General features: G+C 62.5%; 18 protein-coding genes and 1 riboswitch. Of the genes, 6 read left to right on the plus strand and 12 right to left on the minus strand.

All coding sequences use genetic code 11. The features are described from left to right. Positions 1 to 155 precede the first annotated feature (155 nt). Genes B9N88_RS12970 through asd form a run of 3 tightly spaced genes read left to right on the plus strand, consistent with a single transcriptional unit; the run spans position 156 to position 3,442 of the window. Positions 156 to 1,691 carry an HDOD domain-containing protein gene (locus tag B9N88_RS12970; RefSeq protein ID WP_027604910.1) on the plus strand — a complete coding sequence of 512 codons (1,536 nt, stop codon included), beginning with the start codon at positions 156 to 158 and terminating at the stop codon, positions 1,689 to 1,691. A 58-nt stretch (positions 1,692 to 1,749) separates the two neighbouring features. After that, positions 1,750 to 2,565 (plus strand): rhodanese-like domain-containing protein, encoded by an 816-nt coding sequence (locus B9N88_RS12975; protein WP_027604911.1) that lies wholly within the window; start codon positions 1,750 to 1,752, stop codon positions 2,563 to 2,565. A gap of 16 nt (positions 2,566 to 2,581) precedes the next feature. Further along, positions 2,582 to 3,442, plus strand: a complete 861-nt coding sequence (gene asd, locus B9N88_RS12980) for an archaetidylserine decarboxylase (protein ID WP_003171334.1) — start codon at positions 2,582 to 2,584, stop codon at positions 3,440 to 3,442. Between the two features lie 50 nt (positions 3,443 to 3,492). Here asd and serB read toward each other — a convergent pair whose 3' ends face one another. Then, positions 3,493 to 4,707: a phosphoserine phosphatase SerB gene (gene serB / locus B9N88_RS12985; RefSeq protein WP_027604912.1), complete on the minus strand. Its 1,215-nt coding sequence runs from the start codon at positions 4,705 to 4,707 to the stop codon at positions 3,493 to 3,495. A gap of 133 nt (positions 4,708 to 4,840) precedes the next feature. Between serB and B9N88_RS12990 the strand changes: the two genes are divergently transcribed. Continuing rightward, on the plus strand, positions 4,841 to 6,373 hold the full coding sequence (locus B9N88_RS12990) for an AhpA/YtjB family protein (protein ID WP_027604913.1): 1,533 nt from the start codon (positions 4,841 to 4,843) through the stop codon (positions 6,371 to 6,373). Positions 6,374 to 6,541: 168 nt separating this feature from the next. Here B9N88_RS12990 and B9N88_RS12995 read toward each other — a convergent pair whose 3' ends face one another. The 8 genes from B9N88_RS12995 to B9N88_RS13030 all read right to left on the minus strand — a co-directional run bounded on the left by B9N88_RS12995 (position 6,542) and on the right by B9N88_RS13030 (position 15,336). Then, positions 6,542 to 7,252, minus strand: coding sequence for a PqiC family protein (locus B9N88_RS12995; protein ID WP_027604914.1), 711 nt, complete (start codon positions 7,250 to 7,252; stop codon positions 6,542 to 6,544). Positions 7,253 to 7,425: 173 nt separating this feature from the next. Next, positions 7,426 to 9,690, minus strand: a complete 2,265-nt coding sequence (gene parC, locus B9N88_RS13000) for a DNA topoisomerase IV subunit A (protein ID WP_027604915.1) — start codon at positions 9,688 to 9,690, stop codon at positions 7,426 to 7,428. 73 nt (positions 9,691 to 9,763) lie between these two features. Next, entirely contained in the window at positions 9,764 to 10,759 is a 996-nt protein-coding gene (locus B9N88_RS13005; RefSeq protein WP_027604916.1) for an esterase-like activity of phytase family protein, read from the minus strand. After that, complete coding sequence (gene parE, locus B9N88_RS13010; protein WP_027604917.1) at positions 10,759 to 12,663, minus strand: DNA topoisomerase IV subunit B; 1,905 nt, start codon at positions 12,661 to 12,663, stop codon at positions 10,759 to 10,761. Before parE ends, B9N88_RS13005 begins: the two co-directional genes overlap by 1 nt. 44 nt (positions 12,664 to 12,707) lie before the next feature. Further along, positions 12,708 to 13,316 (minus strand): YqiA/YcfP family alpha/beta fold hydrolase, encoded by a 609-nt coding sequence (locus tag B9N88_RS13015; protein ID WP_027604918.1) that lies wholly within the window; start codon positions 13,314 to 13,316, stop codon positions 12,708 to 12,710. A gap of 49 nt (positions 13,317 to 13,365) precedes the next feature. After that, complete coding sequence (gene cpdA / locus B9N88_RS13020) at positions 13,366 to 14,181, minus strand: 3',5'-cyclic-AMP phosphodiesterase (RefSeq protein ID WP_027604919.1); 816 nt, start codon at positions 14,179 to 14,181, stop codon at positions 13,366 to 13,368. Between the two features lie 97 nt (positions 14,182 to 14,278). Beyond that, positions 14,279 to 14,728, minus strand: a complete 450-nt coding sequence (locus B9N88_RS13025; protein ID WP_017526444.1) for a DUF1249 domain-containing protein — start codon at positions 14,726 to 14,728, stop codon at positions 14,279 to 14,281. Next, entirely contained in the window at positions 14,719 to 15,336 is a 618-nt protein-coding gene (locus B9N88_RS13030; RefSeq protein WP_027604920.1) for an NUDIX domain-containing protein, read from the minus strand. The genes B9N88_RS13025 and B9N88_RS13030 overlap by 10 nt, the downstream gene beginning before the upstream one ends. Positions 15,337 to 15,529: 193 nt before the next feature. Here B9N88_RS13030 and B9N88_RS13035 point away from each other — a divergent pair, with 193 nt between their 5' ends. Then, positions 15,530 to 16,276 (plus strand): RsiV family protein, encoded by a 747-nt coding sequence (locus B9N88_RS13035; protein WP_027604921.1) that lies wholly within the window; start codon positions 15,530 to 15,532, stop codon positions 16,274 to 16,276. Here B9N88_RS13035 and cytX read toward each other — a convergent pair. Beyond that, on the minus strand, positions 16,245 to 17,537 hold the full coding sequence (cytX, locus tag B9N88_RS13040; protein WP_027604922.1) for a putative hydroxymethylpyrimidine transporter CytX: 1,293 nt from the start codon (positions 17,535 to 17,537) through the stop codon (positions 16,245 to 16,247). The two genes, B9N88_RS13035 and cytX, sit on opposite strands and share 32 nt — an antisense overlap. 158 nt (positions 17,538 to 17,695) lie before the next feature. Then, on the minus strand, positions 17,696 to 19,600 hold the full coding sequence (thiC, locus tag B9N88_RS13045; RefSeq protein ID WP_027604923.1) for a phosphomethylpyrimidine synthase ThiC: 1,905 nt from the start codon (positions 19,598 to 19,600) through the stop codon (positions 17,696 to 17,698). Positions 19,601 to 19,749: 149 nt separating this feature from the next. Then, a riboswitch (TPP riboswitch) is annotated at positions 19,750 to 19,855 on the minus strand. Positions 19,856 to 20,051: 196 nt separating this feature from the next. On the opposite strand from thiC, the gene B9N88_RS13050 reads away from it, so the two are divergent. Further along, entirely contained in the window at positions 20,052 to 21,491 is a 1,440-nt protein-coding gene (locus B9N88_RS13050; RefSeq protein WP_027604924.1) for a TolC family outer membrane protein, read from the plus strand. A 62-nt stretch (positions 21,492 to 21,553) separates the two neighbouring features. On the opposite strand, the gene waaA is transcribed toward B9N88_RS13050, so the two are convergent. After that, complete coding sequence (waaA, locus tag B9N88_RS13055) at positions 21,554 to 22,831, minus strand: lipid IV(A) 3-deoxy-D-manno-octulosonic acid transferase (protein WP_027604925.1); 1,278 nt, start codon at positions 22,829 to 22,831, stop codon at positions 21,554 to 21,556. Between the last annotated feature and the right edge of the window lies 1 nt (position 22,832).

Raw genomic sequence — 22,832 nt, forward strand, 5'->3', positions numbered from 1 at the left:
CTTGCGCCGTCGGGTTCATGGACATATTTGGGGGAACTGGAAAACTCTTGTTCTACTTATCGGCAAAACTGCGCCAGACTATAGCCCGTTAAGGCGAAAAGCCAGTTCGGCCCGCTCCGGGTGTGTTGACCGCAAGTGATGATCGCGCCCCAATCATGGCTAATGAAACGACAGTCCCAACTGCAAAACCTGCTTCTCTAGCCGCTTGGATCAAGCGCCTGGACGAAGTGCTGCTGCCTGTTCCACAGGCCAGCCATGACCGCGTGTGCAAAGCCATCCGCGATAGCCGCAGTTCGTTGCGGGATATTGCCGAGCTGATGCAAGACAGCCCGGCCCTCGTACTCAGTGTCATGCGCGAGGCCAACAGCCACACCCATGGCAGCCTGACGGCGCCGGCGGAAAACCTCGAAGTGGCGCTTAACCGCCTGGGCCTCAAACGCGCCGAGGAACTGCTGGCACGCCTGCCGTCGGTGCCGGCCCATGAAATTCCCGTAGCGCTGCGCCAGCTGTTGCTGGTCAGCCAGCACGCCTCGCAACAAGCCAATGGATTGTTCGGCAGTCGCCTGGCGCGGCTGTGGCAGGACATTCACTGGGGCAGCCTGCTGTTTCTTTCACCGCTGTGGCCGATGGCCGTTGCCTACCCCAAGCTCCTGGAAGAATGGGAACTGCGGGTCATCCACAAGGGCGAGTCGGCACGCAAGGTCGAACAGGCATTGTTCGGCGTGCGCCTGCTGGACCTGTGCCTCGGCCTGACCGAGACCTGGCACCTGCCGATCTGGGTATCCCAGGGTTATACCCTGTTGCGGACCGAGCAGCGCTTACTGGTCAAGGCCCTGCACATCGCCCGCGAAGACGACCCTCTTCGTCACCAGCAACTGCTCGACGCCGACCCAAACCTGCGCCGCTGGTTGAATCAGCCGGCCAATACCGTGCTGCTGGCCAACGGCCTGGCGATGTCGGCCCAGGAGTCCTGGACCTGCCCGCACACCCAGCGCTGGCAGTACCTCACCGCGTTGTACCTGCAACAGCCCCTGGGCGAGGTGCAGCAACAGGTGCACCAGCAAGCCGTCACCAGCGCTCGCAGCACCTTGATGCCCGACCTCTGGCACCCGGCGCTGTCGCTGATCTGGCCGTGGCATGTGCACAAGATTCATCGCGGCCTGCTGCCTGCACCACCGCCCACCGCCGAAGCCCTGGCCGTCTGGCGCAAGCGTTGTACCGAACTGCTGGTAGAGCCGAGCCGCTTTGCCAACGCCATGCATTTGACCACGTGCGCCAAGGAAGCCCTGGTGGCCAGCGGCATGCAGCGCGTCCTGCTGTTCATGGCCGATCGTGCCCTGAGCACCTTGCGCGTGCATCAGGCCGACGGCCTGCCGAAGGACGCCGCCAACCTGAGCCTGGACGTGGTCAACAGTACGCTGCTGCAGCGCCTGCTGGAAAAGTCCGCCCAGGTGCGCCTCACACCGGAAAACCACGCCCAGTTCTCGGCACTGCTGCCGCCGATCCTGCGCCGCCTGTTCACCGGCGAGCACCTGTTGTTGCGGTCCATGAGCTGCAACGGTCGCGTGGTGATGGTGATGGTCGCCGACCAGGGCGGCGGGCCGTTCTCGGAAACCACCGTGCAGGCCTTCGGTAAAACCGCCCAATGCATCGAGAAAGCCCTGCACAGCTTTACCAACCGCAGCGCTTGATGCTTGCGCTACAATCGCCGTCCTTTAATCGCCAACATTCGTGCCCAGGAGACCTCACATGCCTGACTTCTCTGGCTTGCCGCTGGTGATCGAATCCAGTGACCTGCTCGCTCAACTGGATGCCGAACACCTGATTCTGGTGGACCTCACCAGTGCCGCCCGCTACGCCGAAGGGCACATCCCCGGCGCGCACTTCGTTGACCCCAAGCGCACCCAACTGGGCCAGGCGCCGGCGCCCGGCCTGCTGCCCGGCAAGGCCGAGCTTGAGAAACTGTTCGGCGAACTGGGCCACACGCCCGACGCCACCTACGTGGTCTATGACGACGAAGGCGGTGGCTGGGCCGGGCGTTTCATCTGGATGCTCGATGTGATCGGCCACCAGAAATACCACTACCTGGATGGCGGCCTGCTGGCGTGGCTGGAGGGCAAGCACCCGCTCTCCACCGACGTGCCCGCCCCGGCCGGCGGCCCGGTCAGCCTTACGCTGCACGATGGCCCCACTGCCACCCGCGAATACCTGCAAAGCCGTCTCGGCGCTGCCGACCTGGGCATCTGGGATGCGCGTGGCCCGCTGGAATACTCCGGCGAGAAAGTCCTCGCGGCCAAAGGCGGCCACATCCCCGGCGCGGTGAATTTCGAGTGGACCGCCGGCATGGACAAGGCGCGCAACCTGCGCATTCGCCGCGACATGCCGCAGATCCTCGAAGACCTCGGGCTGACCAAAGACAAAGAAATCATCACCCACTGCCAGACTCATCATCGCTCTGGCTTCACCTACCTGGTGGCCAAGGCGCTCGGTTATCCGCGAGTCAAAGGTTATGCCGGTTCCTGGGGCGAATGGGGCAACCACCCCGACACCCCCGTCGAGATTTAAGGTTTAAGGACAGTCAATGAAAAAGCAGTTGTTTATCCTCAGCCAGTACCTGCTGCCGCACCACCTGCTGTCGCGGTTGGCCGGCTGCATCGCCGAGTGCCGCGTGCGCTGGTTCAAGAATGCCTTCACCACGTGGTTCGCCAAGCGCTATCAAGTGGATATGTCCCAGGCCCTGGTAGAAGACGTGACCGCTTACGAGCACTTCAACGCCTTCTTCACCCGCGCCCTGAAAGACGGCGCCCGCCCACTCGACCAGACCCCTGGCGCAGTGCTGAGCCCAGCCGATGGCGCGGTCAGCCAGCTTGGCCCCATCGAACACGGTCGCGTGTTCCAGGCCAAAGGCCACAGCTTCAGCGTACTGGAACTGCTGGGCGGCGATGCAGCGGTCGCCGCGCCGTTCATGGGCGGTGATTTCGCCACCATCTACCTGTCGCCGAAGGACTACCACCGGGTGCATATGCCTCTGGCCGGTACCCTGCGTGAAATGGTCTACGTACCTGGGCGGATTTTCTCGGTGAACCAGACCACCGCCGAAAACGTGCCGGAGTTGTTTGCGCGTAACGAGCGCGTTGTCTGCCTGTTCGACACCGAACGCGGCCCGATGGCCGTGGTATTGGTGGGAGCGATGATTGTCGCGTCGATTGAAACCGTATGGGCCGGCCTGGTGACTCCGCCGAAGCGCGAGCTGAAAACCTTCCGCTATGACGAAGCTGCCCGCGCGCCGATTCACCTGGAGAAGGGTGCGGAATTGGGTCGCTTCAAGTTGGGCTCCACTGCGATCGTGCTGTTCGGGCCGGATCAGGTGAAGTGGGCTGAAGAACTGGTGGCAGGTTCGCCGGTGCAGATGGGCCAAGGCATCGCGTTACCTAAAGCCTGACGCCGAACCCAATGTGGGAGAGGGCTTGCCCCCCTCCCACATTTAGTCAGTTACAACTGACCGTCGCGGTCGCGAAAACCCAGCAGATACAGCACGCCATCCAACCCCAGGGTAGAAATCGCCTGCTTGGCCGATTGCTTGACCAATGGCTTGGCACGGAATGCCACACCCAAACCGGCAATGGCCAGCATCGGCAGGTCGTTGGCGCCGTCACCGACCGCAATGGTCTGCTCCAGACGCAAACCTTCCTTGTGGGCCAATTCCTTCAGCAGGTCCGCCTTGCGCTGCGCATCGACAATCGGCTCGACCGCGACGCCGGTCACCTTGCCATCCACCACTTCCAATTCGTTGGCGAACACATAGTCGATGCCCAGCTTGGCCTGCAATTGCTTGGCGAAGTAGGTGAAGCCACCCGACAGGATTGCTGTCTTGTAGCCCAGGCGCTTGAGTTCGGCAAACAGGGTTTCGGCGCCTTCGGTCAGGCGCAGCGACGCGCCGATGGAGTCCAGCACGCTCACGTCCAGGCCCTTGAGCAAGGCCAGGCGCTCCTTGAAGCTGGCGCGGAAATCCAATTCCCCGGCCATGGCGCGCTCTGTGATTTCGGACACCTGCTCACCCACGCCGGCCGCCTTGGCCAACTCGTCGATAACTTCGGCTTCGATCAGCGTGGAGTCCATGTCGAACACCGCCAGGCGGCGGTTGCGGCGGAACAGCGAATCTTCCTGGAAGGCGATATCGACATTCAGCTCCTGGGCCACGCTGAGGAATTCGGCGCGCAGGGCTTGCGGGTCGGCCGGCTCACCGCGCACGGAGAACTCAATGCAGCCCTTGCCCTTGTCGGCCGGGGTGTCCAATGGCATGCGCCCCGACAGACGGTCGATATGGTCGATGTTCAAACCATACTGCGCGGTAATGGAGCTGACGCGCTGCAGCTGTTCGGCGGTGACCTTGCGGGTCAGCAGCGTCACGATATGGCGCTTCTTGCCCTGGCCGGCCACCCACTGCTGGTAATCCGCTTCGGACACCGGGGTGAAACGCACCTGCTGATCGAGCTTATACGCCGTAAACAGGATGTCCTTGAGCACCGATGAGGCCTGCTCGGTGCTGGGGATTTCCACCAGGATGCCGAACGACAGCGTGTCGTGGATCACCGCCTGGCCGATGTCGAGAATGTTCACACCACCCTGGGCCAGAACGCCGGTAATGGCTGCGGTAAGACCTGGGCGGTCTTCACCAGTGATGTTAATCAGGACAATTTCGCGCAAGGCGCACCCCCATGCTGGAAAAAAACCGCATTCTACCCACTTTCAGTGACCATCGGGCACAGCCAGCGCTTTGCCGGTCTTGGGCCTGTCGCTATACTGCGCGTCAACTTCACGGACCAAGAGCCGAGCTCAAGTGAACCGGCCCACGCCAGTAAAAACCGACAACTTCTTCCTGCTGATCTTCCGGGCACTGCGCCACCGCCGTGTACCGATCGCATTACGCATCGCCAGCCATAACGTGATCCTGGTCGCATTGGCCCTGGTGATCTACGCCTGCGTGATGGGTTTGCAATTCAAGCAGGCCATGCACGAGCAAGCCGACGCCCTGGGCGAGAGCCTGACCACGCAGACCGCCACTTCGGCGACTGAGCTGCTGGTGTCCAATGACATCCTCAGCCTCAACGTGCTGCTCAACAACCTGACCAAGAACCCGTTGGTGGCCCATGCCGCCATCTACAGCGTGGACAACCGCATCATGGCCGAAGCCGGGCAGCGCCCGAAAAACGGCCTGTTGGGCGAAGCAGAAGGCCTGTACCAGAGCAATATCACGTTTCAGGATGTGAAGGCCGGCCAACTGCGTATCAGCCTCGACATGCAGCAGTTCCAGCAGCCGATGACCATCAGCCTGCAAAGCATGGGCATCCTCAGCGCCATCCTGCTGGCATTGGCCCTGGCCCTGAGCCTGCGCCTGGGGCGGCATATCTCCACGCCGCTCATGCAACTGCGCATCTGGCTGCGGGACATCGACGAGCACACCCCGGCAACCGACCGCCAGGATGAAATCGGCGACCTTGCCCGCCAGCTGCACGCCAGCTTCGCCCCGGAACCGGTGGTGCCCGAGGTCGAGCCAGAGCCTGAATACGACGACACCGATTACGACGAAGAGCCCGAGTTCGAAGTGCGCAACCTGCGTGACCCGGGTTTCGACGAGCGTCCGCCGGTGGCGGGCCTCAAGCCTGCACCGCGCCATGCCTTCAAGGCCGAAGAAGACGAGCTGGACGATGAAGACCCCTTCGCCGACCTGCGCGATACGTCAGCCGACAGCCCCGCAATCGCCCCCAAGGCGGCGCCGGTACGCAGCAGCGAGCCGCAGTACAGCGCTGTGCTCGCCGTGCAATTGGGTGCCCAGGACCAATTGCGTCGCCTGCCCCGCGCACGCCTGACCGAACTGCTGGAGCGCTACCGCGACTGCCTCGACCAGGCCGCCTCGCTGTACCAGAGCGAACTGCACACCCTGAACGACGGCAGCACGCTGATGCTGTTCCACAGCGAAGACAGCGGCGAAGACTACCTGACCAATGCGATTTGCTGTGGTGAGTTGCTGCGCGCCCTGGGCCATGAATTGCAGATCGAAGTCGCCGACAGCGGCATCACCCTGCAACTGCAACTGGGCCTCACCGTGGGCGACGACCTGTTCGGCATGAGCCAGATCGACCTGCTGCTGACTGAAAACGCCCAGGACGCACTGGCCTTGTCCCAGCACAGCCGCAACCTGCTGCTGGTGGAGCGCAAGATCAGTGAAGACACGCTGATCCGCCAACGCGCGCGTATCCGCCCGATTGCCAGCCCCGAGGGGGCAAGCTGCGTGGAACGGTTGATGGAACCGTATCCATCGATGCTGGAGCGGCAGTTGGCACGGATGCATGAGACCCGCTCCAAGCCCTGAAGCACACCGCCGGACTAATGTCTCCTGTAGGAGCGAGCTTGCTCGCTCCTACAGGAGACATTAGGGCTTGCCCCCTCCCATATTTGGATCTCCACAAACCTCAAGTAAATCGCACACAAACAAAAGGCCCGCTGGATCAGCGGGCCTTTTGTTTGTGTGGCATTCAGATCAGAACCTGAACACTTCCATATCCGTACGGATCGGCGTAGCCATCGGCATCTTCGGCTTTTGCGGCTCTGCCGGCTTGGCCTGTACCGGGGCCGACTTACGGGGCGCCTCGGCGATGGGAGGCTGGTTGGCCAGGGGCTTGAGGGCCACCGACAACTGCTGCGCCAATTGCTGCAGCAGCACGCCCTGGGCCTGAACCTGAGACGCAGTGGTGCCGGCATGTTCTTCCTGCAGGTGCACGATGCGGTTATCACGCACCTGGCCGCGACGGTCGATCAAGCGCCATTGCGCATCGAGGATCGCCGGTTGTGATTTACCGGAGTCGAGCCGGGTAATGGTCAGTAACACCTGCACATCCGGGCTGAAGCCGGTTGGCGCGGGCGCCAGGACCACACGCTGGCTGTCCAACTGACCGGCCACCTGACGCAACATCAACTGGTTGATGTCAGACGATAAACTGCCTGCCCAGCGACCATCGGTGGAACCTTGCAGGCTTCCATCGTTCTGACGTTGCAGCAGGGTTTCGCGTTGCAGGTAGTCGGCGACGACCACCGGCCCGAGCAAAACGGCCATGCCAGCGGTCTGGGCTGGCTGAGCTGGACTTCCGCTGTCCAGCTGGTACAGCGACACAGGCTGGTGTGTGCTGCAACCCGCCAACCCCAAAAGGCCAGCGAGCATCAAAAATAGAGGAACGCGTGGAGCAGTCATCATCCCATCCAGGTGGCTGCCACAAGGCGAACCACAATGTAATACTAAAAATAACCTAAACACGCTCGGCCACGCCGGCGCTGGAAAGGCCATATCATCCGTGAATATGCGCCATGACTCCAGCGCCAAAGCGTCGATCTACGCTTTAAATCGTAGATCGAGGGCTCTAATACGCCTTAAACCGGCGTCTCCACCAGCAAAGCATCCACACGCTGGAAGCCGCGGGGCAGTTTATTACCGCGACGACCACGCTCGCCCTTGTAGTGTTCGAGGTCGTCGGGGCGCAATGACAACGTGCGCTTGCCGGCCTGGAGCACCAGGGTGGAACCTTCCGGGATCACCGCGATGTCGGTCACGTACTCTTCGCGACTGGCCACCCGCTCGCCGGGAATACCAATAATCTTGTTGCCCTTGCCTTTGCCCAACTGCGGCAGATCGCTGATCTTGAACACCAGCAAGCGCCCTTCGGTGGTCACCGACGCCAGCCAGTTGCCTTCGCGGTCTTCCACCGGACGCGGCAGGATGACCTTGGCGTTGTTCGGCAGGCTCAACAATGCCTTGCCCGCCTTGTTCTTGGCCTGCAGGTCTTCACCCTTGACCACGAACCCGTAACCCGCGTCGGAAGCGATCACATACAGAGAATCGTCATCCGGCAGCAGCACACATTCAAAATTCGCCCCAGGTGGCGGCGTCAGGCGACCGGTCAACGGCTCGCCCTGCCCCCGCGCCGATGGCAAGGTATGGGCCGGCACCGAATAACTGCGCCCGGTGGAGTCAATAAACACCGCAAACTGGTTGGAACGCCCAGCCGCAGCGGTCTTGAAGCCATCACCGGCCTTGTACGACAGACCAGTGGCGTCAATATCATGCCCTTTGGCTGAACGAACCCAACCCTTTTCCGACAGAACGACGGTAATTTTCTCGTTCGGCAGCAGTTCGGTCTCTGTCAGCGCCTTGGCTTCGGCACGCTGCACGATTGGCGAACGGCGGTCGTCGCCATAGGTTTCGGCGTCCTTGATCAACTCGCTGCGCACCAGCTTCTTCAGCTTGGCTTCGCTGCCCAGCAGGGCTTGCAGCTTGGCTTGCTCCTTGAGCAGCGCGTCCTGTTCGTCGCGCAGCTTCATCTCTTCCAGGCGTGCCAACTGACGCAAGCGGGTGTCGAGGATGTAGTCGGCCTGGATCTCGCTCAGCTCGAAACGCGCGATCAGCTCGGCTTTCGGGTGCTCGGCGGTACGGATGATGTGGATCACTTCATCCAGGTTGAGGTAGGCAATCAGCAAGCCGTCCAACAGGTGCAGGCGGCGTTCGACCTTGTCGAGGCGGAACTGCAGGCGGCGGCGTACGGTTTGTATCCGGAACTCCAGCCACTCGACCAACAGGTTGCGCAGGTTCTTCAACTGCGGCTTGCCGTCCAGGCCGATGATGTTGACGTTGACCCGGTAGCTGGACTCCAGGTCCGTGCTGGCAAACAGATGCTGCATCAGCACTTCGTGGTCGACCCGGCTGTTGGTCGGGATGATCACGATGCGGCAGGGGTTTTCGTGGTCGGACTCGTCACGCAGGTCAGCGACCTGGGGCAGTTTCGACGGTTTGGCCTGCATCAGCGCAGCAATCTGCTCCAGCACCTTGGCCCCGGATACCTGGTGCGGCAGGGCGGTGACGATAATGTCGCCGTCTTCGATGTGATACACGGCACGCATGCGCACCGAGCCCTTGCCGGTTTCGTACATCTTCAGCAGGTCGGCGCGCGGCGTGATGATTTCCGCTTCGGTCGGGTAATCCGGGCCCTGGATATGCTCGCACAGCTGCTCGACCGTGGCCTTTGGCTCATCCAGCAAGCGCACGCAGGCGGTGGCGACTTCGCGCAGGTTGTGCGGCGGTACGTCGGTGGCCATGCCGACCGCGATACCGGTGGTGCCATTGAGCAGGATATTCGGCAAACGTGCGGGCAACACCAGGGGCTCGTCGAGAGTACCGTCAAAGTTCGGCCCCCAGTTCGCGGTACCCTGGCCCAGTTCGCTGAGCAACACCTCCGAATAGCGCGACAGGCGCGCCTCGGTGTAACGCATGGCCGCGAAGGACTTGGGATCATCCGGCGCACCCCAGTTACCCTGGCCGTCGACGAGGGTGTAGCGGTAGCTGAACGGCTGGGCCATCAGCACCATGGCTTCGTAGCACGCCGAATCGCCATGGGGGTGGAACTTACCGAGCACGTCACCGACGGTACGCGCCGACTTCTTGTGCTTGGAATCGGCGTCCAGGCCCAACTCACTCATGGCGTAGATGATGCGCCGCTGTACGGGCTTGAGGCCGTCGCCGATATGCGGCAAGGCACGATCCATGATCACGTACATGGAGTAGTTGAGGTAGGCATTTTCGGTGAAGTCAGCCAGCGACCGGCGTTCTACGCCATCTAAGCTGTCTGCGAGGATGTCACTCATGCGGGCCTCATCATTGTTTGGTAAGGCGCAGCGGAAATGCCGCCGCGCCGGATCGATTCAAAAAAGTAGCCGCTCATGGCTGGGCGCTCCAGCCGCCGGCGGGGGCGGCAAAACGATAGACCATGGGGCGTTTTTCCCCATCGGCGCGGGGGCCGAAATTATTGTCGATGCCCAGCCAGGCACCGTCTGCGTCCACCACCAGGGCTTCGGCCAGGCCATAGGGCTGGGCGTAACGCCGCTCGGGCGTCAGGGTTTCGTCGGCGAACGACCAGCACAGCTCGACCTTGGCCGTGACCGTATCGCGCCGGCAGATCTGGAACGCATTGCGCTCCAGGGTAAACAGCTTGCCGTTGAACAGTGACAGATCGGCGAAATCCTTGGACACCGCCTTGGCACCGACGAACTTGGCCGGCTGCATCTCCTGGCCGGCCTCGCTCAGCAACACGCAAGGGCCGTCGCAATCCCAAAGGCTTTGCGGGCGCTTGATGGAGATGAGGCCGCGCCGCTCACGCTCCGCAGCCAGCCAGAGCTGATTGCCCTCGGGGTTGATTGCCAGGCCTTCGAACAACGCATTGAAGTGCAGCAACATGCCACTGGCCCGGGCTTCACGCACCATGCCCGGGGCGATCTTCAACCATTCAGGCGCACCGTTCACCGGCACCTGCAGCACCGCCGCATGGGCTTCGCTGACAATGTAGCGATTGCCGGCGGCATCGCAGGTGATGCCTTCGAAATCCAGGTCGCCACCGCGAATGAACGACGCAGCCTTAGTGCGCGAACGCAGCCCCCAGGGCAACCCGGATTCCGGCACCGGCGGCACATCGATGCTTACCGCTTCGGCTTGCCAGGTCGGCGCACGGGTATCGAGACGGTAGATCTGGTCGTCATCACGATCGGAAACCGTCCACAGCGCCTTGCCACACAGCGCCAGGCCCGACAGGTTCCCGCCGCGCATGCCGTCCACCGGGTGTTCAGACACCAGCTTGAGCTCAGCCAAGGGCGCGGCAACTACCGAAGTGGCCACCAGCCCGCTCAACATCAGGATCGCCAGGGCGAAACCTGTGCGCATCAGCCCAGGACCTCGGCGAGGTTGCCTTTGGATTCCAGCCAGGACTTGCGGTCCGGCGCGCGTTTCTTCGCCAGCAGCATGTCCATCATTTCCGAGGTGGCGGCGAAGTCTTCCAGGGTCAACTGCACCAGGCGCCGGGTGTTGGGGTCCATGGTGGTTTCACGCAGTTGCGGCGGGTTCATTTCACCCAGGCCCTTGAATCGGGTGACCTGCGGCTTGCCACGCTTCTTCTCGGCCACCAGGCGGTCGAGAATGCCATCGCGCTCGGCTTCGTCCAGGGCGTAGAAAATCTCCTTGCCCAGGTCGATCCGGTACAGCGGCGGCATGGCGACGTAGACGTGACCGGCATCCACCAACGGCCGGAAGTGCTGCACGAACAACGCGCACAGCAGGGTCGCGATGTGCAGGCCGTCGGAGTCGGCGTCGGCGAGGATGCAGATCTTGCCGTAGCGCAGCTGGCTCATGTCGGCTGCGCCCGGGTCGACGCCGATGGCCACGGCGATGTTGTGCACTTCCTGGCTGGCAAGGACTTCGCTGCCATCGACTTCCCAGGTATTGAGGATCTTGCCGCGCAACGGCAGGATCGCCTGGAACTCCTTGTCCCGCGCTTGCTTGGCGGAACCACCGGCGGAGTCACCTTCGACCAGGAACAGCTCGGAGCGCATCGGGTCCTGCCCGGCGCAATCGGCCAGCTTGCCCGGCAATGCCGGGCCCTGGGTAATACGCTTGCGCTCGACCTTCTTGCTGGCCTTGAGGCGACGGCCGGCGTTGTTGATCGCCAGTTCCGCCAGGGCCAGGCCCAGCTCCGGGTGCTCGTTGAGCCACAGGCTGAAAGCATCCTTGACCACACCGGAGACAAACGCCGCCGCTTCGCGGGACGACAGGCGCTCCTTGGTCTGACCGGAGAACTGCGGTTCCTGCATTTTCATCGACAGCACGAACGCAATGCGCTCCCACACGTCTTCCGGCGCCAGCTTCACACCACGGGGCAGCAGGCTGCGGTATTCACAGAATTCGCGCATGGCATCCAGCAGGCCCTGGCGCAAACCGTTGACGTGGGTGCCGCCCTGGGCGGTGGGGATCAGGTTGACATAGCTTTCCTGCACGCTGTCGCCGCCTTCGGGCAGCCACAGCAGCGCCCAGTCGACGGCTTCCTTGTTGCCGGCCAGGCTGCCGCAGAACGGCTCGTTGGGCAGGCGTTCGAAATCGCTGACGGAGTCTTCCAGGTAGGAACGCAGGCCGTCTTCGTAGTGCCACTCGACTTTCTCGCCAGTGCCTTTGTCTTCAAAGGTCACCAACAGGCCCGGGCACAATACGGCCTTGGCCTTGAGCACGTGCTTGAGGCGGCTGATGGAGAATTTCGGCGAGTCGAAGTACTTAGGGTCCGGCGCGAAGTACACGCTGGTGCCGGTGTTGCGCTTGCCGACGGTACCGATGACCTGCAGGTCGGTGGCTTTGTAGCCATCGGCGAAGGTCATCTCGTACTCGTTGCCGTCGCGCTTGACCTTGACCCGCACCAGCGTGGACAGGGCGTTGACCACGGAAATACCCACACCGTGCAAGCCACCGGAGAACTGGTAGTTCTTGTTGGAGAACTTACCGCCGGCGTGCAGCTTGGTGAGGATCAGCTCGACGCCCGACACGCCCTCTTCCGGGTGAATGTCCACCGGCATGCCGCGACCATCGTCGGACACTTCCAGGGAGTGGTCGGCGTGAAGAATGACGTGCACCGACTTGGCGTGCCCGGCCAAGGCTTCGTCGACACTGTTGTCGATGACTTCCTGGGCAAGGTGGTTCGGCCGACTGGTGTCGGTGTACATGCCGGGGCGTTTGCGCACCGGGTCGAGGCCCGAGAGGACTTCGATGGCGTCGGCGTTATAAGAGCTAGCGCTGGGAGTGGCCATGGGGTCTCGTCGTGAGTCGTTCGATTAAAAAGTGACCTGCGGCTTTACAGTGCTGCAAAGTCGAAGGATTGATACTGATCTGCGCCAATGCCGGCAAAACTCAACAGCGTCGGCAATTGCCGGGCGAACCCCTGGTAACCATGGTCGCCACCGGCCTGGATGCGCAAGGCACAGGCACGGTAATACCCTTGGGCGAGGCGATAATCCAGTGTTTCATCGCCGGTCTGCAACCACACCTGGTAACGCGCGGCGTCCTGGGGCGCCGGTACTTCCAGCTCGGCCAGCGCCGTGACATGGTCGTGGGTCAGTTCCCAGGTTTCATCGGTGTAGAGGTTCTTCTGGGTACCCAGGTAACCGTCGAACATCCGATGGGGGCTGACCGCCGGGTTGACCAGCAGTGCCTTGAGGCCATGGCGCTCGGCAAGATGGGTTGCATAGTAGCCGCCGAGCGAGCTGCCGACCAGCAGCGGCCGCCCCAGCTGGGCAATGGCTTCCTCCAATTGAGGAATTGCCTGACGTGGATGGTGATGCAGGGCCGGCACACGCAGTTGGTCGGCCAAGCCGAGGGCATCCATCACGGTCACCAGTTGGCAGGCCTTGTTGGACGCGGGCGCGCTGTTGAAACCGTGGATATACAGGATCGAAGCGGACATGCCGGGCTCTCCGTGCTTCAGCCAAAGAGGCGCAGTTTACAGGTAAATCTCAGTAGCCGTTGCTACCGTAATCCACCGTAAACGCGAAGCCGACCAGGCGTTCCACCCCGGTTTCCAGCCGTCCGTCGGCATGCAGGCGCAGCCAGCGATAACCCGGCGCTTGCTCGCTGACGCTGAAATCCTCGCTGCCCGGCGCGAACTGAATGCAGGTGGACGGCGAAGCCAGCAGGCGCACGCCGTTGCGCTCGCGGTCGATCTCTTGGTGCACATGGCCCCAGAGCACGGCCTTGACCTGGGGAAAACGGTCGAGCACGGCAAACAGGGCTTCGGGGTTGCGCAGGCCGATCGGTTCCATCCAGGCACAGCCGATGGGCACAGGGTGATGATGGAAGCACACCAGATGGTGCCGGCTCGGCGCCTCGCTGAGCGCTTGGGCCAACAGTTGCAGTTGCTGGTCCTGCAGGTAGCCGGGCACGGAACCGGGAACGGCGGAGTCCAGCAGGGTAACGCGCCAGTTGCCGACATCCACCACCGGTTCGAGCAAGTCGCTGTGTACCGCGGCGTGGGCCATGATCTGCGGCTCGTCGTGGTTGCCGGGAATCCAGCGCATGGGAGCGCCGATGGCCGCGGTCAGAGCGCGAAACTGCTGGTATGACTCCAGCGTGCCGTCCTGGGACAGATCCCCAGTGGCCAGCATCAGGTCGATGTGCGGCTGCTGCCGGCGCACCAACTCAACCACCCGCTGCAGGCTCTCGCGGGTGTTCATGCCCAGCAGCGTGCCGTCGGCTTCGGCAAACAGGTGGCTGTCGGACAATTGCACCAGCAACGCCGGCGCATCGGGGTTCACGGTGGATACGCTCGGCAAGGCGCTCTCCCAGGGCAATCACAGGAAAATGGAGGTAGGGCGATTATGCTGGGGCAGGATACAAAGAGGAAACCCAGGAAGCAGACGCAGTTCACATCTACCGCACGACTTCGAACTCGTGGCCCAGGGCCAGGCAATGGCTCAACCACTCACCAAGGAACACATTGAGCTGTGCTTTCTCATCGGGCTGGTGCATGAACACATTCGGGTAAGGATAGATGCTGCGAAAGCGCCGCGCATGTTCGGCGCTGATCACTTCGGCCATCCGCGCATCGTGGTACACCTGCACTTCCAGCTGCGGCACCGGCAGCCACGGCAGGCTGTGTTCCTGGCGCACCCGCAGGGTGGTGGTGTACGGGCAATTGACGATGACTTCCAGGGCCAGCACGCCCAGCATCTGGTCGCCATGGGTCACGCCGATGCGGCGCGCCTCCGGGGTGTGGCGCATGTCGGGCAACAGGCGCATCAGCCGCGCATAGTTGGCCTCGCAGGCGGCTTGCAGCCCGATCAGGTCGACTCGATAACGTTCCCGTGCCTTTACTGCCATAACCCCCTCACTTCCGCGCGATTAAGCGCAAGCCATTGCAGGGCGATAATGCTGGCTGCGTTGGAAATCCTGCCGTCGCGCACGGCTTGCAGGGCGTCTTCAAAAGCCCAGACCGTGACGCGGATGTCTTCTGCCTCTTCTTCCAGTCCATGGACACCACCGGCCCCCGAGCTGTCGCAGCGACCCAGGTACAAGTGGACAAATTCGGTACTGCCACCGGGCGACGGGAAATACTTGGTGATCGGCCACAGTGCGGAGAACGTCAGCCCAGCTTCCTCCTCGGCCTCGCGGTGTGCAACCTCCTCCGGCTGCTCATCCCTGTCGATCAGGCCGGCGACCATCTCGATCAACCATGGATTGTCGGTACGGCCCATGGCACCCACGCGAAACTGCTCGTTGAGCACCACTTCATCACGCTGCGGATCGTAGGGCAGAACACACACGGCGTCGTGACGGACGAAGACTTCGCGATTGATCACTCGGCTCATGCCGCCAGCGAATTTTTCGTGGCGCAATTGCACGCGATCGAGCTGGTAGAAGCCCTTGTAGGCATTGTCGCGCTGAACAATCTCGATCGTGCTCGGCGTCGATTTCGCAATGTCTGTCATACCCTTCCTCATCATGTCCGGTGCAATTCGCGCCATCCTAACGCGCTCGTGCCCCTTGGTGCAGCCCCTTTGCGGTTGCCGGGCCAGACGGAGGAGGTCAAACTCACGCTCAATCAGCTTAGTGGCGAACTGACTGCCTTGCTGGTAGTCGAAGCTGCACAATTTCGCTCTTATCGATAGACGAAGGACATCCATGTCGCTTTTAAAAATCGCCTCCGTGGCCTGCATCGCCCTGACCCTCGGCGCCTGCCAAAGCCTGTTCCAACCCAGCTATCGCACACCGCTGGAAGCCACCCGCGACGCCAGCGAGCAGAGCAAGCCGGGCTGCGCCGCCAGCGATTGCCCGCTGGTGAATATCGACACCGTGCACTTTGCCAAGGAACCCAAGCTGGATGCCCTGATCGAACAACGCCTGCTGGAAATGACCCGTACCAACGCGGGCGACCCGCTGCCGTCGAGCCTGGAGTCCTATCGCGAGCAATTCCTCGGCACCGCCGCCCCACGCAACAGCATGTACTTGCAGGCCAAGGTACGGGAGCAGCATGACGGTTTGGTAATCATCGAGCTGTCCAGCTACCTGGATCAGGGCGCCACCCACGGCGAGCCTGGCCGCGCGTTCATCAACTATTCGCGCCAGCAGCAAAAGGCCCTGTGGCTGAGCGATATGCTGCTGCCAGGCAAGGAAGACGCGTTCTGGAAAGCCGCCCAGGTGGCGCATAACAGCTGGCTGATCAGCACCCGCCTGAGCCTGGAACCGGAGTTCGTGAAAACCTACCCGTTCCAGAAAACCCCGAACGTGGCGCTGACCTACGGGGGCGTGATCCTCAAGTACCCCACCAGCACCATCGCGCCGTACGCCCTGGGCCATGTCGAGTTGCAGATCCCCTACTCGCGCCTGGAAGGCATCCTCAAGCCTGAGCTGGTGCCCGCGCGCCGCTGAAGGCCCGTCCCAGGATGAACTGCAACAACCCTGCCAGCACCAGCGCCGGCAGGGTTGCGCCGATGTCCGGGTACAGGTTGGCCAACAGGTGATACGTGCCGATGCCACCCAGCCAGGCCAACAGAGCCGGCCAACGCAGGCCGGCGAGCGTGCCATGATGACCACGACGGCGCAGGATGAAATGATCCACCAGCACCACGCCGAACAACGGCGCAAACACTGAGCCGATCAGCAACAGGAAGTTCTGGTATTGCGCCAACGGGGCAAAACAGGCAATCAGGGTGCAGATCACACCAATGGCCAGGGCAAGGTGCTCGACCTTCACACGCAACAGCATCCCACTGGACACCGCCGCCGAGTGAATATCGGCAAAGGCGTTTTCCGACTCGTCCAACAGGATCAGCAGCAGCGGAATCCCCAGGCCGGCCCCGGCCAGCGCCAGCAGCAGCGCATTCACTTCACCGCTGGGCGCAAACGCCAGGGTGTAGGCCACGCCCAGGCTCATCAGCCAGAAATTGCCGATAAAGAAGCCCAGCGCCGTGCCGCCAAACACGTTTTTGGCGCGCTTGCCGAAGCGGGAGTAATCGGCAATCAGCGGCAACCACGACAGCGGCATGGCGATGGCGATATCAAAGCCCGCCGCAAAGGGCATCGAACCGTCACCGGCCTGGGCCCGGAGTGCGCCGAGGTCAGCCTTGGCGAACAGGTTCCAGGTCAGCCACAGGCAGGCCGCCAGCAGCAGCCAGATCCCCCATTTGCGCAGGATCTGCCGTACGAAGGTCAATGGCCCGCTGACCGCCAGCAAGGTCGCCAAACCACCGAAGAACAGTGTCCACAGCAACGGACTGGCCAACAGGCTGCCGTCGCTGAACGCGCGTACGCCCAACAGGCTGGCGGCATCGCGCATCACAATGATCTCGAACGAGCCCCAGCCGATCAGTTGCAGCAGGTTCAGCAACGCCGGCAGGCTCGCGCCTTTGGCCCCGAGGCTGAGCTTGAGCGCGGCCATGGCGGACAGGCCGGTGTCGCTGCCGATTACACCGACGGCGGCCAGCAACAGCACGCCGACCAGGGTGCCGAGGAAAACCGCCAGCAAGGAACCGGACAAGCCCAGGCCCGGCGCGAGCAAGGCGCCGGTTTGCAGGACCATCAGGCCGATGCCGAGGGAGAACCACAGGGAGAACAGGTCGCGGGCGCCGAAGACGCGTTTGTCAGCAGGCACCGCGATGTCGGGGGAGTAGGTGCTGGGTTGAATGCTCAAGGGTGTTATCTCTGAGGGGCATTTTTGTTTGAAAGATTGCTATCGGGGCGGTGCGACGACTCGACAAGCCCCCTCCCACACTTGAATGTGTTCGCCATTCAAAATGTGGGAGGGGGCTTGCCCCCGATGACGGCGGTACAGGCACCGCCGTCTCTGGGTCAGACCTTCTTGTACAACTGACTGCCTTCCTGCTTGAACCGCTCCGCCTGCTCCGCCAGGCCCTTGGCCACGTCCACATCCACCGCGTCAATGCGCTGGTTGGCCGCGTACTCGCGCACTTCCTGGGTGATTTTCATCGAGCAGAACTTCGGCCCGCACATGGAGCAGAAGTGCGCGACCTTGGCCGAGTCCTTCGGCAGGGTTTCGTCGTGGTACGAACGCGCGGTGTCCGGGTCCAGGCCGAGGTTGAACTGGTCTTCCCAGCGGAACTCGAAGCGCGCCTTGCTCAAGGCGTTATCGCGGATCTGCGCGCCCGGATGCCCCTTGGCCAAGTCCGCCGCATGGGCGGCGATCTTGTAGGTGATGATCCCGGTCTTCACGTCATCCTTGTTCGGCAGACCCAGGTGCTCCTTGGGCGTGACGTAGCAGAGCATGGCGCAACCGAACCAGCCGATCATCGCCGCACCGATGCCGGAGGTAATGTGGTCATAGCCCGGCGCGATGTCGGTGGTCAGTGGGCCAAGGGTGTAGAACGGCGCTTCGTCGCAGCATTCGAGCTGCTTGTCCATGTTCTCCTTGATCAACTGCATCGGCACGTGGCCAGGGCCTTCGATCATGGTTTGCACGTCGTGCTTCCAGGCGATCTTGGTCAGCTCGCCAAGGGTTTCCAGTTCGCCGAACTGCGCGGCGTCGTTGGCGTCGGCAATCGAGCCCGGGCGCAGGCCGTCGCCGAGGGAGAAGCTGACGTCATAGGCCTTCATGATTTCGCAGATTTCGTCGAAATGCGTGTAGGTGAAGTTCTCTTTGTGGTGCGCCAGGCACCACTTGGCCATGATCGAACCGCCACGGGACACGATGCCGGTGACGCGCTTGGCGGTCAGCGGCACGTAGCGCAGCAGCACGCCGGCGTGGATGGTGAAGTAATCGACGCCCTGCTCGGCCTGTTCGATCAGGGTGTCGCGGAACAGCTCCCAGGTCAGGTCTTCGGCCGCGCCGCCGACTTTTTCCAGGGCCTGGTAGATCGGCACGGTACCGATCGGCACCGGCGAGTTGCGGATGATCCACTCACGGGTTTCGTGGATGTGCTTGCCGGTGGACAGGTCCATCACGGTGTCCGAGCCCCAGCGAATGCCCCAGGTGAGTTTCGCCACTTCTTCTTCGATGGACGAACCCAGGGCGCTGTTGCCGATGTTGCCGTTGATCTTCACCAGGAAGTTACGGCCGATGATCATCGGTTCCAGTTCGGTGTGGTTGATGTTGGCCGGGATGATCGCTCGGCCACGGGCGATTTCTTCACGCACGAATTCAGGGGTGATGATTTTCGGCACGCTGGCGCCGAAGCTGTGGCCGGCGTGTTGCTGGTCGAGCAGGCCACTGGCGCGGGCTTCTTCCAGCTTCATGTTTTCGCGGATGGCGACGTATTCCATCTCGGCGGTGATGATGCCTTTGCGCGCGTAGTGCATCTGGGTGACGTTGGCCCCGGCCTTGGCGCGGCGCGGGTTTTTCACGTGGGCGAAACGCAGCGCAGTCAGCTCCGCATCGCTCAGGCGCTGTTGGCCAAAGTGCGAACTCAAGCCCGACAGGCGCTCGGTGTCGCCACGCGCTTCGATCCACGGCGAGCGCACATCGCCCAGGCCTTTGCGCACGTCGATGATCACATTCGGGTCGGTGTACGGGCCGGAGGTGTCGTAGACCACCACGGGCGCATTGATTTCGCCGCCGAAGTCGGTGGGGGTCACGTCCAGGCTGATTTCACGCATGGGTACGCGAATGTCCGGGCGAGTGCCCTGCACGTAGATTTTTTGCGAGCGGGTAAACGGCTGCACAGAGCCGGAGTCGACCTTGGCCGATTCACTCAAGTGCACGGTGTTTTTCAGTTTTGTACTTTTTATTTCTGTGCTCATCACGGGCTCTCCAACTATCCAGGCGGTGGATTTTTTGTCGGAGCGAACCTGTGACGGACGGATGCACTGAAACCAGTGCTGTGCTTGGTGCACGAGGGTTGTTCGAAGGTCGAACAACATCCCGGACGAAGCACAAGAGGACTCGCCGGGGGACGAGAAATCTTGTTCCCTACGCAGGCGTTAACCTGATCAGGTTCAACGGGATCCGGTATTTACCGATCTCAGCCTTCCAACAAGGCACCCCGACAAGAACTTGGCCAGTCTAGACCATGCCGTGGGCAAATTGCCAATAGCGGTGCATTCAGCGTGATGAATGGCGTGATTGCGGGATTGTTGCGCCGAGTCAGCGCCACTACACTCGATTGCCGCCACAATGCTTGACGCCAGGAATGGCCCGTCTTAGCCTTGGGCGCTAAATTATCGCCGTAATATTCACACTAGGGATCGCCTCATGCTGCGCAAACTCTCACTGGCTCTCGCCGTGTCTTGTGCGACCAACGGAATGGTCTGGGCAGCTGAAGCGCCCTTGTCCGCCAAAACTGACCTGGTCAGCGTCTATCAGGAAGCAGTGGACAACAACGCCGACCTGGCCGCCGCCCGCGCCCAATACGGCGCGCAGAAAGAAGTCGTGCCCCAGGCCCGCGCGGGGTTGCTGCCGAACCTGTCGGGCGGTGCCGACATCAATAACGTGCGCACCCAGATCGACACACCCGCCGCCACCGCCAACCGCGATGCCCACTCCTGGCGCGCAACCCTGAGCCAGCCGCTGTTCCGCGCCGATCGCTGGTTCCAACTGCAAGCCGCCGAAGCCACCAACGAACAGGCGGCGCTGCAACTCTCGGCCACCGAACAGAACCTGATCCTGCAAAGCGCCGAGAGCTACTTCGCCGTGCTGCGCGCCCAGGACAACCTGGCCTCGACCAAGGCCGAGGAAAATGCCTTCAAGCGCCAGCTGGATCAATCCAACGAGCGCTTCGACGTGGGCCTGTCGGACAAGACCGATGTGCTGCAATCCCAGGCCAGCTATGACACTGCACGGGCCAACCGGATCCTGGCCCAGCGCCAGGTGGACGATGCCTTTGAAGCGCTGATTACCCTGACCAACCGCCAGTACAACTCGATCCAGGGCATTGTCCACACGCTACCGGTGTTGCCGCCGCTGCCCAACGACGCCAAGGCCTGGGTCGAGACCGCCGGTCGCCAGAACCTGAACCTGCTGGCCAGCAACTACGCCGTCACGGCCGCCGAAGAAACCCTCAAGCAGCGCAAGGCCGGCCACGCACCGACCCTGGACGCCGTCGCACAGTATGAAAAAGGTGACAACGACGCCCTTGGCTTCAGCAACCCGAATGCCTTTGGCACGCCCTACCGTGGCGATGTGGAGCAGCGCACCATCGGCCTGCGCCTGAACATCCCGATCTACAGCGGCGGCCTGACCAGCTCGCAGGTGCGGGAGTCGTATTCGCGCCTGGGCCAGACCGAGCAGCAACGCGAAGGCCTGCGTCGCCAGGTGGTGGAAAACACGCGCAACCTGCACCGTGCGGTGAACACCGATGTGGAACAGGTCCAGGCGCGCCGCCAGTCGATCATCTCCAACCAGAGCGCCGTGGAAGCCACGGAAATCGGTTACCAGGTGGGTACGCGCAATATAGTCGATGTGCTGGACTCACAGCGCCAGCTCTACGCGTCGGTGCGCAACTACAACAACAGCCGCTATGACTACATCCTCGACAACCTGCGCCTGAAACAGGCGGCGGGCACCTTGAACCCAGGGGACCTGCAGGACCTGACGCGCTACCTCAAGGCCGACTACAACCCGGATCGTGACTTCCTGCCACCGGACCTGGCCAAGGCGGCCGCCGAGCAGCTCAAGGCTCGCCCGGGCTACTGAGCGCACCGCGAAACCAATGTGGGAGCGGGCTTGTTCCCTCCCATATTGGTAACGGTGTTAAGTCAGTGAGCTATCAGTCGATCCAAACCATCCAGCAAGCGCTTAAGCGCCCCCTGGTTAGCCTGCATCACCTTGAGCCCCGCCTGTGCCATCCGGCGTGCATCCTGCGGCAGTTCGAACAGCTGGCGTACGGCCTCGGCCAGCCCTTCTGCGTCCTCCACCTCTCGCAACGCCCCCGCTTCGCGCATCATCGCGCTGATTTCGAGGAAGTTGAACACATGGGGCCCCATGATCACCGGCTTGGCCAGCGCCGCCGGTTCCAGCGGGTTGTGCCCGCCGGTCGCGACCAGGCTGCCGCCGACAAAGGCACTGTCCGCCAGGGCATAGAGAAACAACAGCTCGCCCATGGTATCGCCGAGCAGTACCGAGGTTTGCGCGGTCACCGGCTCGCCGCTGGAGCGACGCACCGTGGCAAACCCTTGTTGCGCACACAACTCGAACATCGGGCCGAAGCGCTCCTGATGACGCGGCACCAGGATCAGCAGCGCGTTGGGATAGCTCTCGAGCAGTTGCCGGTGGGCCGCCAGCACCACGTCATCTTCGCCTTCGTGGGTGCTGGCAGCGATCCACACCGGGCGCTCGGCGGCGCCCCATTGCTCGCGCAGGGCGGCGGCGCGCAGCGGCAGCTCGGGGTCGATGGTCAGGTCGAACTTGATCGAACCGGTGACTTCGACGGTTTCCGCGCGTGCGCCCAGGCTCAGGAAGCGCTGGGCCTCGGTCTCGGTCTGTACCGCGAACAGGCTCATTTCCGATAACATCGGCGCCGTCAGCCTGGCAAAACGCGCATAGCCCTTGGCCGAGCGCGCCGACAGCCGCGCATTGGCCAAAGCCACCGGAATACCGCGCCGGGCACAGGCGTGGATATGGTTGGGCCACAACTCCGTCTCCATGATCACCGCCAGCCTGGGCTGTACACGATCGAGAAAACGCTTGGCTGCACAGGGCAAATCGTAAGGCAGGTAGCAATGCTGGATGCGCGGCTCGTTGGCGAACAACGCCTGGATGCGCTCGGAACCGGTGGGCGTCATGCAGGTGACGGTGACCGGCAGCTGTGGATAACGCGCCAACAAACCGCGGATCATCGGCGCCGCGGCAATGCTCTCGCCCACCGACACCGCATGCACCCAGATCCCGCCCGGTTGCATCACCGGCAAGCCATAGGAAAACCGCTCGCCGACGCGCCGGGCATAGGCCGGCGCCTTGCGTGCACGCAACCAGAGACGTAAGGCCACCAACGGCAGCGCCAGGTAAAACAGACAGCTGTAGAGAGTTCTATTCATG

This window comes from Pseudomonas sp. LAMO17WK12:I1, assembly GCF_900177315.1.
In the GTDB taxonomy this organism is placed as follows: Bacteria; Pseudomonadota; Gammaproteobacteria; order Pseudomonadales; family Pseudomonadaceae; genus Aquipseudomonas; species Aquipseudomonas marginalis.

Excerpts from the sequence above, each read along its gene's own strand:
- B9N88_RS13035 (WP_027604921.1), top strand. The coding sequence starts at position 15,530 with ATGTCGCTTTTAAAAATCGCCTCCGTGGCCTGCATCGCCCTGACCCTC.
- B9N88_RS12995 (WP_027604914.1), bottom strand. The coding sequence starts at position 7,252 with ATGATGACTGCTCCACGCGTTCCTCTATTTTTGATGCTCGCTGGCCTT.
- B9N88_RS13015 (WP_027604918.1), bottom strand. The coding sequence starts at position 13,316 with ATGTCCGCTTCGATCCTGTATATCCACGGTTTCAACAGCGCGCCCGCG.
- asd (WP_003171334.1), top strand. The coding sequence starts at position 2,582 with ATGAAAAAGCAGTTGTTTATCCTCAGCCAGTACCTGCTGCCGCACCAC.
- B9N88_RS12970 (WP_027604910.1), top strand. The coding sequence starts at position 156 with ATGGCTAATGAAACGACAGTCCCAACTGCAAAACCTGCTTCTCTAGCC.
- waaA (WP_027604925.1), bottom strand. The coding sequence starts at position 22,831 with ATGAATAGAACTCTCTACAGCTGTCTGTTTTACCTGGCGCTGCCGTTG.
- B9N88_RS13030 (WP_027604920.1), bottom strand. The coding sequence starts at position 15,336 with ATGACAGACATTGCGAAATCGACGCCGAGCACGATCGAGATTGTTCAG.
- B9N88_RS12975 (WP_027604911.1), top strand. The coding sequence starts at position 1,750 with ATGCCTGACTTCTCTGGCTTGCCGCTGGTGATCGAATCCAGTGACCTG.
- parE (WP_027604917.1), bottom strand. The coding sequence starts at position 12,663 with ATGGCCACTCCCAGCGCTAGCTCTTATAACGCCGACGCCATCGAAGTC.
- B9N88_RS13025 (WP_017526444.1), bottom strand. The coding sequence starts at position 14,728 with ATGGCAGTAAAGGCACGGGAACGTTATCGAGTCGACCTGATCGGGCTG.
- thiC (WP_027604923.1), bottom strand. The coding sequence starts at position 19,600 with ATGAGCACAGAAATAAAAAGTACAAAACTGAAAAACACCGTGCACTTG.
- parC (WP_027604915.1), bottom strand. The coding sequence starts at position 9,690 with ATGAGTGACATCCTCGCAGACAGCTTAGATGGCGTAGAACGCCGGTCG.
- B9N88_RS13005 (WP_027604916.1), bottom strand. The coding sequence starts at position 10,759 with ATGCGCACAGGTTTCGCCCTGGCGATCCTGATGTTGAGCGGGCTGGTG.
- B9N88_RS13050 (WP_027604924.1), top strand. The coding sequence starts at position 20,052 with ATGCTGCGCAAACTCTCACTGGCTCTCGCCGTGTCTTGTGCGACCAAC.